12 protein-coding genes and 1 riboswitch are annotated in these 15985 nt (G+C 62.6%); of the genes, 1 reads left to right on the forward strand and 11 read right to left on the reverse strand.

Going from position 1 to position 15985, the window contains the following annotated elements:
* Nucleotides 1-37: 37 nt before the first annotated feature.
* The 9 genes from AC0KW6_RS06690 to folE2 form a co-directional block, all read right to left on the reverse strand.
* On the reverse strand, nt 38-844 hold the full coding sequence (locus AC0KW6_RS06690; protein ID WP_474034492.1) for an enoyl-CoA hydratase family protein: 807 nt from the start codon (nt 842-844) through the stop codon (nt 38-40).
* Nucleotides 841-1293 carry a MarR family winged helix-turn-helix transcriptional regulator gene (locus AC0KW6_RS06695; RefSeq protein WP_474034493.1) on the reverse strand — a complete coding sequence of 151 codons (453 nt, stop codon included), beginning with the start codon at nt 1291-1293 and terminating at the stop codon, nt 841-843. The genes AC0KW6_RS06690 and AC0KW6_RS06695 overlap by 4 nt, the downstream gene beginning before the upstream one ends.
* Complete coding sequence (locus AC0KW6_RS06700) at nt 1290-2015, reverse strand: SDR family NAD(P)-dependent oxidoreductase (protein ID WP_474034494.1); 726 nt, start codon at nt 2013-2015, stop codon at nt 1290-1292. The genes AC0KW6_RS06695 and AC0KW6_RS06700 overlap by 4 nt, the downstream gene beginning before the upstream one ends.
* Nucleotides 2012-4306, reverse strand: coding sequence for a bifunctional salicylyl-CoA 5-hydroxylase/oxidoreductase (locus tag AC0KW6_RS06705; RefSeq protein ID WP_474034495.1), 2295 nt, complete (start codon nt 4304-4306; stop codon nt 2012-2014). Before AC0KW6_RS06705 ends, AC0KW6_RS06700 begins: the two co-directional genes overlap by 4 nt.
* Nucleotides 4307-4482: 176 nt before the next feature.
* Nucleotides 4483-6723 carry a phosphoenolpyruvate--protein phosphotransferase gene (ptsP, locus tag AC0KW6_RS06710; protein WP_323781474.1) on the reverse strand — a complete coding sequence of 747 codons (2241 nt, stop codon included), beginning with the start codon at nt 6721-6723 and terminating at the stop codon, nt 4483-4485.
* A 271-nt stretch (nt 6724-6994) separates the two neighbouring features.
* Nucleotides 6995-8233: an aspartate kinase gene (locus tag AC0KW6_RS06715; protein ID WP_474034496.1), complete on the reverse strand. Its 1239-nt coding sequence runs from the start codon at nt 8231-8233 to the stop codon at nt 6995-6997.
* Between the two features lie 178 nt (nt 8234-8411).
* Nucleotides 8412-9860 (reverse strand): TrkH family potassium uptake protein, encoded by a 1449-nt coding sequence (locus AC0KW6_RS06720; protein ID WP_474034497.1) that lies wholly within the window; start codon nt 9858-9860, stop codon nt 8412-8414.
* Nucleotides 9861-9907: 47 nt separating this feature from the next.
* Nucleotides 9908-10699: a hypothetical protein gene (locus AC0KW6_RS06725; protein WP_474034498.1), complete on the reverse strand. Its 792-nt coding sequence runs from the start codon at nt 10697-10699 to the stop codon at nt 9908-9910.
* 290 nt (nt 10700-10989) lie between these two features.
* A complete protein-coding gene (gene folE2 / locus AC0KW6_RS06730) occupies nt 10990-12093 on the reverse strand; it encodes a GTP cyclohydrolase FolE2 (RefSeq protein WP_474034499.1) in 1104 nt (367 codons plus the stop codon).
* Nucleotides 12094-12406: 313 nt separating this feature from the next.
* On the opposite strand from folE2, the gene AC0KW6_RS06735 reads away from it, so the two are divergent.
* The gene (locus AC0KW6_RS06735) at nt 12407-12598 is read left to right on the forward strand and encodes a hypothetical protein (protein ID WP_474034500.1); all 192 of its coding nucleotides are present in this window, start codon (nt 12407-12409) and stop codon (nt 12596-12598) included.
* A gap of 97 nt (nt 12599-12695) precedes the next feature.
* Here AC0KW6_RS06735 and metZ read toward each other — a convergent pair whose 3' ends face one another.
* A complete protein-coding gene (gene metZ, locus AC0KW6_RS06740) occupies nt 12696-13886 on the reverse strand; it encodes an O-succinylhomoserine sulfhydrylase (protein WP_323784286.1) in 1191 nt (396 codons plus the stop codon).
* A gap of 59 nt (nt 13887-13945) precedes the next feature.
* Nucleotides 13946-14025: riboswitch (SAM riboswitch) on the reverse strand.
* Between the two features lie 501 nt (nt 14026-14526).
* Nucleotides 14527-15969 carry an NCS1 family nucleobase:cation symporter-1 gene (locus AC0KW6_RS06745; RefSeq protein WP_474034501.1) on the reverse strand — a complete coding sequence of 481 codons (1443 nt, stop codon included), beginning with the start codon at nt 15967-15969 and terminating at the stop codon, nt 14527-14529.
* Nucleotides 15970-15985 lie beyond the last annotated feature (16 nt).

Here is a 15985-nt window from a genome sequence, read left to right on the forward strand (position 1 = left end):
CCCCTCCTCCAGCGCGGGCTCCAGCGGTTCACACGGCTCAATCACCCTCGAACAGCGGTTTTTCCTTGTTCACAAAAGCATGATAGGCACGTTCGAAATCCGCCGTCTGCATGCAGATTGCCTGCGCCTGCGCCTCGGCCTCGATCGCCTGTTCGATCGACATCGACCATTCCTGCGCCAGCATCGTCTTGGTCATCATATGGCCAAAGTTCGGCCCCGCCGCGATCCGCGCCGCCCAGGCCTGCGCCTCGGCGTCCAGCTCATTCGCCGCCACCAGTTTATTGTGGAATCCCCAGGCCTGGCCTTCCTCGGCGCTCATCGACCGCCCGGTATACAGCAGCTCCGCCGCCCGTCCCTGGCCGATGATCCGCGGCAGGATCGCACAGGCGCCCATATCGCAGCCCGCAAGACCCACTCGGGTGAACAGAAACGCGGTCTTGGCCTCCGGCGTGGCAATCCGGATGTCCGAGGCCATGGCAATGATTGCCCCCGCCCCCACACAGATCCCGTCAATGGCGGCAATCACCGGTTTGCCGCAAGTCACGATCGCCTTGACCAGATCCCCGGTCATCCGGGTGAACGCCAGCAGCTCCTTCATACTCATGCGGGTCAGCGGCCCGATGATGTCATGCACATCGCCGCCCGAGCAGAAATTGCCGCCGTTGGAGGCAAAGACCACCGCCTGCACCGTATCGTCATAGTGCAGATCCCGGAACCAGTCGCGCAGCTCGGCGTAACTGCCGAATGTCAGCGGGTTCTTGCGCTCCGGCCGGTCCAGGGAGACCGTGGCGACGCCCTCCTCGATCCGGCACAGGAAATGCTCTGGATCCCTGTTCACCTTCATAACTTGCCTCCGTTTTCCAGCCTTTGGGCCACTGCTTCCAGGCTCTCGGCGATGCCCTGCACCTCATCCGGGTTCAGACCCGCAAAGGCAGCAGCGATCCAGCCTTCATGCGCCTCAGCCTGGCGGGAGAATTCCACCTTGCCCGCTTCGGTCAGCCGCACCAGATTGGCGCGCCGGTCGCCCTCGATCTTCTCGCGCTGCACATGGCCGTCCTCGACCAGCCGCTCGACAATGCCGGTGACATTGCCGTTCGAGACTTTCAGAACACCTGACAACTCGCTCATCTTCAGGCCTTTTCCGTGCTGCATCAGTGCCGCCATCACATCGAACCGCGGCAGCGTTGTTGCAAATTCACGCCGCAGGTTTTCGCGCACTTCGCTTTCCACCGCCTTGGTGGCCTTCAGCACCTTCAGCCACAGCCGCAGCCGGTCTTTGGACGTGGTACTCAAACCTCTCCTCCCGACACGCTCATCGCGTGGCCATTGACCGAGGCCGCGCCGTCAGACGCCAGGAACAGCGCGGTTGCGGCCACTTCCTCCGGCGTGATCAGCCGCTGCATCGGGTTGCCGCCGACCACCATCTTCAGCGCCTTGTCGCGGGAAATCCCCTGCCGTGCCATCAACCCGGTGATCGCTGTCTCTGCCATTTCGGTATCGACAAATCCGGGGCAGATCGCGTTGCAGGTGATCCCCCGCTTTGCCACGCTCTGCGCAACCGACCGCACCAGCCCCAGCACCCCGTGTTTCGACGCCGCATAGGCCGGGATCTGCGCACCGCCCTGCAAGGACGCGGTCGAGGCAATGGCGATCAGCCGACCGCCCGGTTTCATGCCGGCCCGCAGGGCTGCCCGGAAGGTCAGGAAGGTGCCCGTCATATTCACGGTCAGGGCCCGCTGCCAGTCGGCCAGCTCAACATCCTCGATCCTGGCGGCCGTCCCGGTGCCGGCATTCGCCACAACCACATCATACGGCCTGTCGAACAGCGCCTCGACCTGCGCCTCATCCGTAACGTCGGCCGGCCTTATTTCCAGCCCTGTACCCGCCGCGGCTTGCTCCAGCGCGTCGCGCCGGCGGCCGGAAATTGTCACCTGACAATTTTGAGCTGCAAAGGCCTGCGCGATTGCCTTGCCAATCCCGGTGCCGCCGCCTGTCACAAGAACCCTGCGTGTCATGCCCGGATCACCTCCGCTTCGCGGTCGGCCAGCCGCCAGGCCTGATCGCGGCCCGCGTGATAGGGCAGCGGCCAGTCGCCATGCCGGTCGCCGATCCGCGCCGCCTCATGTAAAGTCCAATAGGGATCGGCCAGATGCGGCCGGCCCACGCAGACCAGATCCGCCCGCCCCGCCATCAGGATCGAATTGGCATGGTCCGCCTCATAGATATTGCCGACCGCCATGGTTGCAATCCCGGCCTCGTTGCGGATGCGATCGGAAAACGGGGTCTGGAACATGCGGCCATAGACCGGCTGCGCCTCGGTCGAGGTCTGCCCGGCGGAAACGTCGATGATATCCGCGCCGGCGGCGGTGAAGGCCCTGGCGATTTCCACTGCTTCTTCCGGCGTGACGCCCTCGTCTCCAACCCAGTCATTGGCAGAAATCCTGACCGACATCGGCTTGGCCTCCGGCCAAACCGCACGCATCGCCTGGAACACCTCCAACGGGTAGCGCAGGCGGTTCTCCAGCGCGCCGCCATACTCATCACCCCGAATGTTCGATTTTGGCGAGATAAACGATGAAATCAGGTATCCATGCGCCGCATGAAGTTCGATCATGTCAAACCCTGCGCGCTCTGCCATCCGGGCAGATGCCACAAATTCCGCCTTGATCGCATCCATTTCCGCCCGCGTGATCTGCCGCGGCGCCGGATTGTTTGCCGACCAAGGAAGGGCTGAGGCCGATACAGTCTCCCAGTTGCCATCTGGCAAGGGCGCGTCCATCACTTCCCAGCCCAGCTGGGTGGACCCTTTGCGTCCCGAATGGCCGATCTGGCAGCAGATCTTCGCACCAGTCTCAGCATGCACAAAATCCGTCAGCCGCTTCCAGGCTGCCTCATGCTCCGGCGCATACAGCCCCGGACAGCCCAGCGAGATCCGGCCCTCGGCGCTGACACAGGTCATCTCGGTATAAACCAGCCCGGCACCGCCCTTGGCCCGCTCTCCCAGATGGACGAAATGCCAGTCCGTCGGGCAGCCATCAACCGCCTTGTACTGCGCCATGGGGGAGACCACGATGCGGTTCTTCAGCTCCATATCCCGCAGCTTGTAGGGGGCGAACATCGGTGGCCGCACCGGCGTATCCGCGGGCGCTCCGGCCTTGTCCTGAAACCATTTCTCCGCGCTCTGCAGCCAGTCGGCATCGCGCAGGCGCAGGTTCTCGTGGGAGATCCGCTGCGACCGCGTCAGCAAGGAATAGTTGAATTGCACCGGATCCATATCCAGATAGCGCTCGACCTCCTCAAACCACTCCAGCGAGTTGCGCGCCGCCGATTGCAGCCGCAGCACATCCAGCCGCCGCTCCTCCTGATAGCGCTCAAAGGCGCGCTCAAGCGTCGGCTCGGTGCTGACCAGCTCCGCCAGCGCAATCGCGCTGTCAAAGGCCAGCCGGGTGCCGGATCCAATGGAGAAATGCGCGGTGGCCGAGGCATCGCCCAGCAGCACCACATTCTCATGGTGCCACTTTTCGCACAGCACCCGCGGGAAGTTGATCCACACCGCCGCGCCACGCAGATGCGCGGCATTCGACATCAACGCGTGCCCGCCCAGATGATCGGCAAAGATATCCTCGCAGGTGCGGACGGTCTCCTCCTTGCTCATCGCCTCAAAGCCCCAGTTCTCCCAGGTCTCGGCCGAGCATTCCACAATCACCGTCGCGGTGTCCGCGTCGAACTGATAGGCGTGGATCCACATCCAGCCGTGTTTGGTCTTCTCGAAAATAAAGGTGAAGGCGTCGTCGAATTTCTGATGCGTGCCCAGCCAGATGAACTTGCAGGGCCGCACATCGATTTCCGGTTTGAAATGTCCGGCAAACTCAGTGCGGACACCGGAGTTCAGCCCGTCGCAGCCGACCACCAGGTCATAGTCTTTCTGATACTCCGCGGCAGGTTTGGCCACGGTTTCAAATTGCAGGTCAACGCCCAGTTCGCGGGCGCGGTCTTGCAGCAGCAGCAGCATCTTCTTGCGGCCGATGCCGGCAAATCCGTGCCCGCCCGACACCGTGCGGGTGCCGTCATGAACCACCGCGATATCATCCCAATAGGCAAAGTTTTCGCGGATCGCTTCGGCGCTTTCCGGGTCGTTTGCGCTCAGGTTGTCCAGCGCGTCATCCGACAGCACCACACCCCAGCCAAAGGTATCATCGGTTTTATTCCGCTCAATCACCGTGACCTGCGCCTCCGGCTGCCGCAGCTTCATCGAGATCGCAAAGTACAGACCGGCAGGCCCTCCTCCCAAACAGGCGACTTTCATGATCATCCCTTCCCGCTCAGCGCACATCCTTGCGGATCAGGATAAGCGGGTCCGGAAAAACTTCAAGCATAAAGTTTTAAGCTTGAAATAATCGGGCGCAAAACTTTGGCGCAGCCCGTGCCCGGCCCGCTCAAGAGCTTAATGAAATTATCTGCCAGGGCCGGGGGCCGCGGCTGTCAAAGTTCCCGCAGGTATTGCATCACTGCCGGGCGCACCGCCTGGTCGCCGCGGTGGCGCGCATCCGCGATGATCTTGCGCAGCTCGCCCAGATCCACCCGCAGCAGCAGCGACTTGACCGGCCCGATAGAGGCCGGGCGCATCGACAGCGTGCGGATGCCCATGGCGGCCAGGCACACGGCTTCGACCGGGCGGCCCGCATCCTCGCCGCAGAAGCTGAGCGGCGTGCCGGAGATCGCGCAGCGCTCCACGATCCGCTCGATGAAGCTCAGGAAGCTGACGTTCAGCGTGTCATAGCGCTTGCGCACCCGCTCATTCTCGCGGTCGGCCGCGAAAAAGAACTGTTTCAGGTCATTGCCGCCGATCGAGATAAAGGCCACCTCGTCAAAGAACTTCTGCGGCGCATAGGCCAGCGACGGCGTTTCCAGCATCGCACCGACCTCCAGCTCGGCAGGCAGCACGTGGCCCAGAATACGTTCACGCTCGATGGTCTTGTCCACTTCGGCCTTGGCCGCGCGGTATTCTTCGAACTGGGCGACAAAGGGGAACATGATCGACAACGGCCGCCCTTCCGCCGCGCGCAGCAGCGCCTGCAGCTGCATCCGCATCACACCGGGCTTATCCAACCCCACCCGGATCGCCCGCCAGCCCAAGGCCGGGTTCGGCTCATCCGTCGGCTTCATGTAGGGCAGCACCTTGTCGGAGCCGATGTCCAGCGTGCGGAACACCACCGGCTTGCCGTGCGCCGCATCCAGCACCCGCTTGTACAAAGCAACCAATTCCGAGCGTTTCGGCATCTGATTGCGCACCAGGAACTGCAGTTCCGTGCGAAACAGCCCCACGCCTTCGGCACCAGAACCATCCAGCGACGGCAGGTCCGCCATCAGCCCCGCATTCATCACCAGGTTGATGCGCTGGCCGTCTGTGGTGACCGCCGGCTTGTTGCGGATCGAGGTATAGCGCTCCTGTGCCTGGGCGTGCATTGCGATCTTGTCGCGGAACGCGCTGACAACCGTTTCATCGGGCCGCAGATGCGCCACGCCCTGATCGCCGTCAACCATGATGTGGTCGCCGTTCAGCGCCTCGGTGGTGATCCGCTGGGCATTCACCACCAGCGGAATGGCCAGCGCCCGCGCGACAATAGCGGCGTGGGAGCCGACCGAGCCTTCCTCCAGCACGATGCCCCGCAAGCTGCGGCCATACTCCAGCAGATCTCCCGGACCTATGTTGCGGGCGACCAGGATGGGATTTTCCGGCAGCTCGGCCCCGGTGTCCGCCCCCTGCCCGGTCAGGATCCGCAGCAGCCGGTTGGACAGGTCATCCAGATCGCTGAGACGTTCGCGCAGGTAGGCGTCCTGCACTTGCGACATCCGGGCGCGGGCCTGGGATTGCTCCTTTTCCACCGCCGCCTCGGCGCTGAGACCGCGGGCGATGTCTTCTTCCATCCGCCGCATCCAGCCTTTGGAATTGGCAAACATCCGGTAGGCTTCAAGAACCTGCAGCTGCTCCTTGTCGCCATGGCGGGAGACTTCCAGCATCTTGTCAACGCCGACCCGCAGCTCCTCGACCGCGGCGTTCATCCGTTCCAGCTCACGGTGAGGATCATCGGCAATCGGATTGGTCACGATCACCCGCGGCTCATGCAGCCAGACATAGCCTTCCGCCGCGCCTTCCTGGGCCGAAGTGCCATGGATCAGAACTGCCTGCTGGTGCAATGGCGACAGCGCCGCGCCTTCGCCGACAAAGGCGCCCAGTTCGGTCATCTCGGCGATGACCATTGCCACCACTTCCAGTGCATAAACCGCATCAGCGGAAAACTCGCGCGCCTCTTTGGACTGCACCACCAGGACGCCCAGCATCTCGCCAAGCCGCTGCACCGGCACCCCGAGAAAGGAGGAAAACCGCTCTTCCCCGGTTTCCGGCATATAGCGGAACCCTTTGGCATTGGGGGCATCCGGCGTGTTCACCACCTTGCCGAATTTTGCCACCCGGCCCACCAGGCCCTCGCCGATGCGCATCCGGGTCTGGTGCACCGATTCAAGGTTCAAACCCTGTGTTGCACAAAGCTCCAGCGTCTCGTCATCGCGAAACAGATACACCGAGCACACCTCGGTCCCCATGCTATCGGCGATCAGATGGGTAATCTTGTCGAGCCGCGCCTGGCCGGCATCGTCGCCCGCCATCGCCTCGCGCAAGCGAACCAGCAGCTTCCTGCTTTCGGATTCTGTCGTGTCAGCCATTGCCACCCTCTCCCGAGGTCATTTCCCGCGCACCGCCGCCCTGCCTGATCCCCGCAGTGCGAACACCCTCCAGAGTAGTACGCCAGTGCTCTCTCCTCCACCCACTTGTCCCACCCCAGCGGAAAAAGTCCAAGTGTTTTTGCTGCATTGCCCGTAAACAAAGCAGCCTGCCACGGCATTGCGCAAGATACCGCCCGTGGCAGGGCGAACACAACAAAGGCGCCGGTGCGGCGCCTTTGCAAGATACGGAAAACGGTTTCCCGGTCAGCGCTTAGCCGGCTTTTTCCAGCTCAAAAGCGTCATGCAGCGCCTGCACGGCCAGCTCCATGTACTTACGGTCGATCAGCACCGAGATCTTGATTTCGGAGGTTGTGATCACCTTGATGTTGACGCCCTCATCCGACAGCACCTTGAACATCTTGGCGGCCACACCGGACTGCGAGCGCATGCCGATCCCAACAACCGATACCTTGGCGACATCCTTGTCGGCCAGCAGTTCGGCATAGTTCAGGTCGCCCTTTTCCTTGATCGCCTGCAGCGCCTGTTCGGCACGCGCCACCTGGTCGGTCGGGCAGGAGAAGGTCATATCGGTGCGGCCCTCATCCGAGATGTCCTGCACGATCATGTCGACATTCACGCCCGCATCGCTGAGGGTGGTGAAAATGGTTGCCGCGATACCGGGGCGGTCGGCCACCGACTGCACGGTCAGCTTGGCCTCGTCACGGGAATAGGCCACACCGGCCACAACATTGGATTCCATGATTTCCTCCTCGGCGCAGACCAGGGTTCCGGCCTCGTCAGTTTGTTCCTCAAAGCTCGACAGCACGCGCAGCTTCACCTTATAGCGCATTGCCAGTTCAACCGAGCGGGTCTGCAGCACCTTGGCGCCCAGTGAAGCCAGCTCCAGCATTTCTTCAAAGGCGATCCTGTCCAGCTTGCGCGCCTTGTCGCAAATCCGCGGGTCAGTGGTATAAACGCCGTCCACGTCGGTATAAATATCGCAGCGTTCGGCCTCGAACGCCGCCGCAAAGGCCACCGCGGTGGTGTCCGAACCGCCGCGGCCCAGCGTGGTGATGCGGCCTTCGGGGCTGATGCCCTGGAAACCGGCCACAACCGCCACTTTCATGCCCTCGCCAAACTTGGCGCGGATGTTTTCCGGCGGGATCTCCTCGATCCGCGCCTGGCTGTGCGCCGAAGTTGTCCTGAGCGGCACCTGCCAGCCCTGCCAGCTGCGGGCGGGAACATCCATTTCCTGCAGCGTCAGCGCCATAAGGCCGGCGGTCACATTCTCGCCCGAGGACACAATCGCATCATATTCGCGTGCGTCATACAGCGGCGAGGTCTCATCGACCCAGCCCACCAGCTCGTTGGTCTTGCCGGACATCGCCGACACAATGACGATCACATCATAGCCCTTGGCCACTTCAACGCCGACGCGTTTGGCGGCGCGGCGGATGCGGTCCAGGTTGGCGACAGACGTGCCGCCGAATTTCATCACAAGTACGGGCATATGGAGCGGGTCTCCCTGCGCTTGCGGGTTTCGGTCCCGTGCCTCATATGCGAGCGGTCCCTTAAGGGCAAGGGCATGCAGCCCCATCGGGCAAGGAAGCTGCGGTTCCGGCGTCCGTTTCAGCGCGGCAAACCGCCACAACGGTCAGGCTGCGCAACTTCAGCCAACCCGAGGCCCCTCAGCTGCGCCAGAAGCGGACAGTCAGCATCGCGTAAACCGCCATCAGCTCCAGCCGCCCGATCAGCATCGCCGCGCTCAGGATCCATTTTGCCGGGTCGTTCAGGGTCGAGAAGTTTCCCGCAGGCCCGATTGTATCGCCCAGGCCAGGGCCGATATTGCCCACGGCTGTGGCCGCGCCCGACAGTGAGGTCACGAAGTCCAGGCCGGTGAGCGCCAGCGCCCAGGCCACCATGCCCAATGTAACCACGAAGAACATGAAAAAGGAAATCACCGAGCTCAGCACCTCGGCATCCACCCGGCGGCCGTCATAGCGGGTGAGAAACACCCCGTGCGGCGACCGGATGCGCTGGATCTGCGCCCGGATCGAGGCAAACAGCAACTGGTAGCGGAAGATCTTGACCGAACAGGCCGTCGAGCCCGCACAGCCGCCGATCAGCCCGATAAAAAAGAACACCATGATCAGGAAGCTGCCCCATTGCATGTAATCGACACTGGCATAGCCGGTTCCGGAAATGATCGAGGTGATGTTGAACAGCGCTTCGCGGAAAGCCTGCTCGGGGTGGTGCGGAAACACGGTGACAAGCACACCGGAGGTCACCGCCACCAGCACCCCGATCGTCATCATGAACACCCGGATTTGGCTGTCGCGGAACAACGGCACACCATGGCCGTTGACCAGCTGCACATAGCGCACGAAAGGCAGCGCCGCCGCGATCATGAAGAACGACGCGGCATATTCCGCGGGCCCGGAAAAAGTCCCGAACGAGGCATCGTAATTGGAGAACCCGCCGGTGGACATGGTGGTCATCGCATGCACCAGCGCATCGAACGGCCCCATTCCCAGCACCATGTAGACCAGCACGCAGGCCAGCGTCAGCGAGACATAGATCAGCGAGATCTGCTTCGCGATCGCCTGCGCGCGCGGCAGTATTTTCCCCATTGTCTCAAAGGCTTCGGAGCGGAATATCTGCATCCCGCCGACCCGCAGTTCGGGCAGGAACACCATCGCCACCACAATGATGCCGATGCCGCCGAGCCATTGCAGGATGCCGCGCCACAACAGCAGCCCGCGCGGCAGATCGTCCAGCCCGGAAATCACGGTGGATCCGGTGGTGGTCAACCCTGACATCGCCTCGAAAAACGCATCGACGAACCGCAGCTCGGTTGCCCCCAGCATCAGCGGAATGGCCCCGAACAGCGGCAGCGCCAGCCAGACCATCGTGGTCAGCAGGAAGGTCTGGCGGATGCTAAGCCCCTCGCGCACCCCGTTGGCACAGCTCAAGGCCAGCAGCCCGCCCACCAGGATGGTGAACAGCGCGCTTTCCAGGAACACATGCCACTCTCCGCGGCCATCCATCAGATCGACCAGCAGCGGGAACAGCATCATGGCTCCCAAAATGACGACCAAAAGGCCGATGACATATCCAACCGGGCGGAGATCCAACATGCGGGGCAGCGTTGGACCTGCGCACGGTAAGTGTCAAGCCTGCGCCGCTATTCCTTGCCCTCGCCGGCTTTTACAGCGTTGCGCGCGGGCATCTTCTGCGGCTTGGACGGCTTGCGCGGGCGTTTGCCGGGCGCAGCTGTCTCAGATCGCGCCGGTTCGGAGGCCGGGGGGGCCGGTTCCGGTGCGGGCGTCTGCACAGCGAAGGATTTGGTCACTGCCGCCACGGCGGCGGACTGCGCGGTGTTCCCCTGTGTTTCCGGGCTGGCGCGGCGGGCGGCGGATCCGCGGAACACCGCGGACGGTTCCGAAGCCGCATCAGCGGCTGCTTTATCTGTTGCGCCCGGCGTTGCCTGATTTGCCTTCGCCGCCACCGGTTTTGCAACTTCCGGCTTCGCAACCGCAGCCTCGGCCGGCACGGTTTTTCCGCCGGCTGTATTTTCTGCAGCGGCCGTCACCGCGGTTTTTTGCTCTGCGGTCTTGGGCGCCGCCGGTTTTCTGGCAACCGTCTTCCTTTTGGCAGCGGGCTTTTCTGCCGTCTTCCGGGCAGGCGGTCGCGCGGGCTTAACTGCGGGTGAAACTGAAGTCACGTCTTCCGATGCCTTTGACGGTTCCGCAGTCTGCGGCTGTGCCGTGTCACCCAATGCCGCCTGCGGCACCGCGAGGCCGAGGATTTTCCGCTGCAATTCAAACATGGAACGGGCGGCCCGCATCTGCTGCAGCGGCGTCGCAATCGCTGCTTCGGTCATTTGCCGCCACAGCTTCAACTGCGTGCCAGCCGTATAGCCGGCCCATTCCTGCGCCAAGGCCGGGAATGCGCCATGCTGGTGAAAACTGCTCATCAGATACTCCTTACTTCTTGCGCTGGTTTTACCCTGCCTGTTCGGGCTGCGGCCGGGCAAAATAGGAGAAGCGCGGCGCCGGAGCAAATCCGGGCCTGCAGCAGCGGCAATCGGGTGTATCTTCCCTGCCCCATGCACAACGGCTCCCCAGGACACCTGGAGAATCCTCCAGGCTACAGTCCGGAGCTTACCATATTCCGCTGCATGGCAGCGTAAATAATGCGGCGGCGCAGAAATCACAGGGGGCCGGCCGGAGAACTGCCTTTTAATCAGGCGCGTCAGCCCAGCATTTACCCTTGATGGATAAGGGTCGCGAACAGTTTCGGATCCAGGCTCATCGCCTTGAACAGCGGCCCCTGGGTCAGCACGCTGACCGCATCATGGCTGTGCAGGCTTTCCTGATGGCTTGCAACCACCCGGAAATCGCCGATCCGCGCATCACCCTGCAATGCTTCGCAGAACAGCCGCGCCGCGTCTTCAACAAAGATCGGATTGGCCGCGTTCAGCTCGGCAAAGGCCTGTTCATCCTCGCGTTTGACCATCACCTGGGTCTCGGTCGGCACCGCCTGGCGGCACAGTTCGATCAGGTCCTCGAACCACAGGCAGCCGCTTTCCGGCACCGACTGCACCGAAATCCGCGCCACCGAGCGCTGCGAGTGCGGCGTCGCCAGCTGGCCGCGCGACTGGCGGGCATGCTCAGACAGCTCCAGTGAACACGGACAGGTCGAGGAATAGACATAGTCCAGATGCATGATCTTTTCACGCACGCCGTCATGGTCCACCAATTCCAGCGCAAAATCGTAATACTGATAGCCGCTGAGACCGGAGCGCAGGCTTTCGACCCTTGCCGGGAAGGAAAACCGCATCTGAATGCGCGCATCCGGGCTGTCCAGGTCGCTCAGGTAATCATCCAGCGCCGCCGCCATGACCTCGAAGCTGAAGGTGCGTTCGGCGTGTTTGTAGAAGGTGCGCATGATCCGGGACATGTTGATGCCCTTCTTGGCCGCATCCAGCGACACGGTGCCAGTGACGCTGGTTTCCAGTGTCAGATCGCCATCATCGCGGGTATGAAAGCGGATCGGCAGGCGGAAGTTGGAAATCCCCACATGCTGGATCTGCTCCTGCGCGCCGCGGATCAGGCTGGTCGGCCCGTTCTGCAAGTCGGGCAGCGTGGCGCGGTACGCCTCGTCCGATTTGAAATCCTCAGGGTAGTGCCGCGACAAATCCGGGTAGTTCCCCACCTCGCGGCCGGGCAGCAGCCGCGCCACAGCCGGATCCAGCTGCGCAATCTCGGTCTCGGTCACAGTGCCGGCCCAGGCCCGCAGCACATCCAGCGCGGCGGCAGCGGCCTCGCGGTCCGGCGCCTCAGCAGCATCGCGGTTATGAATGTTCATCGGCGTTCCCCCAAGTCATACGGCCCATATATAGGCCGGCAGGCCACCCTCATATACTGTTACGCGGCAGTTTTCAAAACGGATCCGCCAAATGCGGCAGAACCGGCGCCTTATCGGACCCCCAGCGCCTCTGCAGGCGCCGCGAGCGCGACTTGCAGTGCGCGGGGATCAGCACATCAGGCCGCGGCATGTCCAGTGCCGCTCCGTCCAGCCGGTGCAGCGGTCCGGCCCGGATTTCCGGCCCGCCACCTGCGCGGGCAGCAAGGCAATACCAGCCCCGCCTGAACCAGCGCCACCGCGGCGGGCACCCACGGTGCAATCGCCGATCCAACCGCTGCAAGTGGATTTCGCTGGCGCCCATGGCGGGCAGTTCGAGGAAAACGTGGTGATCTGCATCGAAAGCCTGATCGGCGAGATCGGGTCCGGGCCGGTCAAGCTGGAAACCCGGGTTCGGATCACCGCGGTCGGGCCGGGGCGGCTCGGGACGTTACCCTGGGAGATGTAAAAGTAAAGAGGGGGCTGTCCGCCCCCTCCTGAGCCTGCGGCTCACTTCACCCCCGAGAGTATTTTGACCAGAAAGAAGGCGGGCCGGGGCGCAGGCTTCAGGCCTGCGATGCCTCCAATGCGGCTGTCAGGTCGGCGATCAGATCACCTGCATCCTCCAGCCCCACCGAAAAGCGCACCAGGCCGGGTGTGATTCCCAGCTCCGCCTTCAACTCATCGCTGAGCCGCTGGTGGGTGGTGGTGGCCGGGTGGGTGGCAATGGATTTGGCGTCGCCCAGGTTGTTGGAGATCACCGGGATCGTCATTGCGTTCAGGAACTTGAACGCCGCCGCCTTGCCGCCTTTCAGATCCAGCGACAGCACGGTGCCGCCCTTGCCGCCCAGCTGGGTCTGCACCAATGCGTTCTGCGCGTGCCCCTTGAGACCCGGATAGATAATCCGCTCCAGCGCCGCGTGGCCATCCAGCGCCCCGGCGATCTGCAGCGCATTGTCCGCCTGGGCGTTGACGCGCAGGTCGATGGTCTCCAGCCCCTTCAGCATCACCCAGGCGTTGAACGGGCTGAGACTGCCGCCGGTGTGCTTCATATAGGGTTCCAGCGTGCCGCGGATAAAGTCCTTGGTGCCCAGCACAACACCGCCCAGCGCCCGGCCCTGGCCGTCGATATGCTTGGTTGCGGAATAGACCACCACGTCGGCGCCCTGCTCGATCGCGCGGGAGAACACCGGGGTCGAGAACACGTTGTCGACAATCACCAGCGCGCCTGCCGAATGCGCGATCTCAGCCACCGACCGGATGTCGATCACTTCCAGCGTCGGGTTCGACATCGACTCGAAAAACACCGCCTTGGTGTCCGGCCGCATCGCGGCGCGCCACTGGTCCAGGTCGGTGCCATCGACAAATGTCACCTCAACGCCGAAACGGGTCAGGATGTTTTCCAGGATATAGAGACAGGAGCCGAACAGCGCCTTGGCCGACACCACATGATCGCCTGCCTTCAGCACCGAGGTCAGCGCGCCGCTGACCGCCGCCATGCCGGAGGCGGTGGCAAAAGCATCCTCGGCCCCTTCCAGCGCGGCGATCCGCTCTTCGAACATCGCCACCGTCGGATTGCCATAACGGGCATAGATGAATTCATCCGGGCCGGTCTCGATGAACCGCGCCTCTGCCTGTTCGGCACTCTCGTAAACAAATCCCTGGGTCAGGAAAATCGCCTCGCTCACCTCGTTGTACTGGCTGCGGCGGGTGCCGCCGTGAACCAGTTTGGTGCGGCTGTTCCAGGTCTCGCTCATCTTCCGTCTCCTCGCGCCATTAGCGCACAAAAAAACCCCAATCGGCCAAGCGAAAGGGGGTCCTTCTCGTCCTGACCTCTTTAGCGGGAATGTTTAACGTGGCCCGCAATCCGGTAACAAATCGCGCACGCCCGAGGCGGCAACCCTCAGGATTCAATCAGTCTAAAGAAAACACCGAATCGGTCGTTTTCCGCAGAAGGATCTTTGCCACGATCCCAGCTGTTTCCCTCCCTCCCCGCTTGGGTATGCCAGCATGCCGAACGTAAAGCCCTAGGGCATACTTAGCAAACTTGGCCGCTTTGGGCCATCTGGCCGGTCCGGGCACCGGAAAGGATTGCGCGGGAATACAGCAGAAAAGCCCGGTTATGCAAGGCCGAATACGGCCTGGAATGCCGGCCGGCCTGCCGTGCAAAAGGTCTCGTTTTTCATGGTAGGGCCTGCGTCCCCTGCCCGGATTGCAGAACCGGGCGTTCCTCAGCAGGCAGCGGGACTGTTCAGGCGTTCGCCGCAGCCGCAGCATGCAGCATGCAGCGCGATCCCTAAGGTCAGGGAAGTGCCTGCCGCAAGGTTCCGGCAGGCTGCCGGTGGAGCATCCCTCTCCACCGGCAGCCACCTGGGTTTACACTCAGGATTTTTTCACTCAGGCTTTTACCTGGTGCCTGGCAATGAAGTTGTAAGCCAGGCCGCCGAGGATGGCGCCAATCACCCAGTTGAAACCGGACAAGAACGCGAACCACGGAATCCAGACAGTCGCCACCGAGAAGACGGCCGCCGCCGCGAAGGCTTTGACCGCAGCGTTGTTCCAGCCGTTGTCATAATGGTAAAGACCGGCGTCCATGGTGTAGAGGTCGGCGACCTTCAGCTGCTCCTGCCGGTGCATATAGTAGTCAACGATCATGATGCCGAAGATCGGCGCCAGTGTCGCGCCGAGCGTGTTGACAAAGCCGCTGATGCCGAACTGGCTGATGAAACTGTTCCAGAACCCGCCGATGACCAGCGCAAACAGCGAGGTGATCAGACCGGCCTTGCGGAAGCTGATCTTTTCAGGGGCCAGATTGGCGATGCCGTTCACCGCCGGAATGAAGTTGGCCACCAGGTTGATGCCGACAGTCGCCGCAAAGAAGGTGATTGCGGCAACGATACCCAGCAGCACACTGTCGGTCCGCTCAACGATCTCGGTCGGATTGATGATCTCCTCCCCGAAGACAACAGCCGCACCGCCGGTGGTCAGCAGGGCCAGGGCCGAGAACAGGATCATGTTGAACGGCAGCCCGGCAAAGTTGCCCAGGACCATCGCCCGCTGGTCCTTGGCATAGCGCGAAAAGTCGCTGAAATTGATCATCACAGCCGCAAAATAGGCCACCATGGTGCCGACAATGGCGATGAACCCCTTGAATTCGCTCCAGAAGGTGCCTTCGGGGTTGGCAAAGATCGTGGCCGTGGCGCTGAGCAGCTGACCGTCCGAGCGCTGCCAGAGCACGGCAACCAGGCCGATCATCACCAGATAGACAAAGGGGCCTGCGATATTGAGGAAGGTTTCCACCCAGTTCATGCCGCGCCAGAAGATGAGGATATGAAAGCCCCAGACGAGCACGAAGGAAAGCCAGTCGATGCCGGTAAGGCCGAGGATCTCGGTGCCGCCGGAGATGCCGGTAAGCGAGCGGATCAGCAGCGCCAGTGCGGTTGAGGCAAAATAGACCTGGACCCCGTACCAGAACACCGCCACCGTTGCGCGCAGAATGGCCGGCAGTTTGGCGCCTTGGGTCCCCATGCTGGCACGGGCAAGGACCGGATAGGGTATGCCGTATTTCTCGCCCGGAGCACCTGAGAGATTCACCATCCACATCACGAACAGCCCGGCGCAGATCAGCGCCGCAAAGGCAGTCCAGCCGCCGACGCCATAGGAAATGAACAGCGACGCCACCAGCGAATAACCGAACAGCGACTGCACGTCATTGGCCCAGATGTTGAAGATGGCGAACCATCCCCATGTTTTTTCGTCGCGGCCAGCGGGGTTAAGCGCATTGCCTTCGGGGTCAAGTGTGCCCCCTTGCGCGATGCGCATGTCTTCTGTTGCAGTCATGGTTTCCTCCCTGATG

The organism is Leisingera sp. SA215, assembly GCF_055902035.1.

Coding starts and splice junctions, on each gene's coding strand:
- AC0KW6_RS06690 (WP_474034492.1), bottom strand. CDS start 844: ATGAAGGTGAACAGGGATCCAGAGCATTTCCTGTGCCGGATCGAGGAG.
- AC0KW6_RS06700 (WP_474034494.1), bottom strand. CDS start 2,015: ATGACACGCAGGGTTCTTGTGACAGGCGGCGGCACCGGGATTGGCAAG.
- AC0KW6_RS06705 (WP_474034495.1), bottom strand. CDS start 4,306: ATGAAAGTCGCCTGTTTGGGAGGAGGGCCTGCCGGTCTGTACTTTGCG.
- ptsP (WP_323781474.1), bottom strand. CDS start 6,723: ATGGCTGACACGACAGAATCCGAAAGCAGGAAGCTGCTGGTTCGCTTG.
- AC0KW6_RS06715 (WP_474034496.1), bottom strand. CDS start 8,233: ATGCCCGTACTTGTGATGAAATTCGGCGGCACGTCTGTCGCCAACCTG.
- AC0KW6_RS06720 (WP_474034497.1), bottom strand. CDS start 9,860: ATGTTGGATCTCCGCCCGGTTGGATATGTCATCGGCCTTTTGGTCGTC.
- AC0KW6_RS06725 (WP_474034498.1), bottom strand. CDS start 10,699: ATGAGCAGTTTTCACCAGCATGGCGCATTCCCGGCCTTGGCGCAGGAA.
- folE2 (WP_474034499.1), bottom strand. CDS start 12,093: ATGAACATTCATAACCGCGATGCTGCTGAGGCGCCGGACCGCGAGGCC.
- metZ (WP_323784286.1), bottom strand. CDS start 13,886: ATGAGCGAGACCTGGAACAGCCGCACCAAACTGGTTCACGGCGGCACC.
- AC0KW6_RS06745 (WP_474034501.1), bottom strand. CDS start 15,969: ATGACTGCAACAGAAGACATGCGCATCGCGCAAGGGGGCACACTTGAC.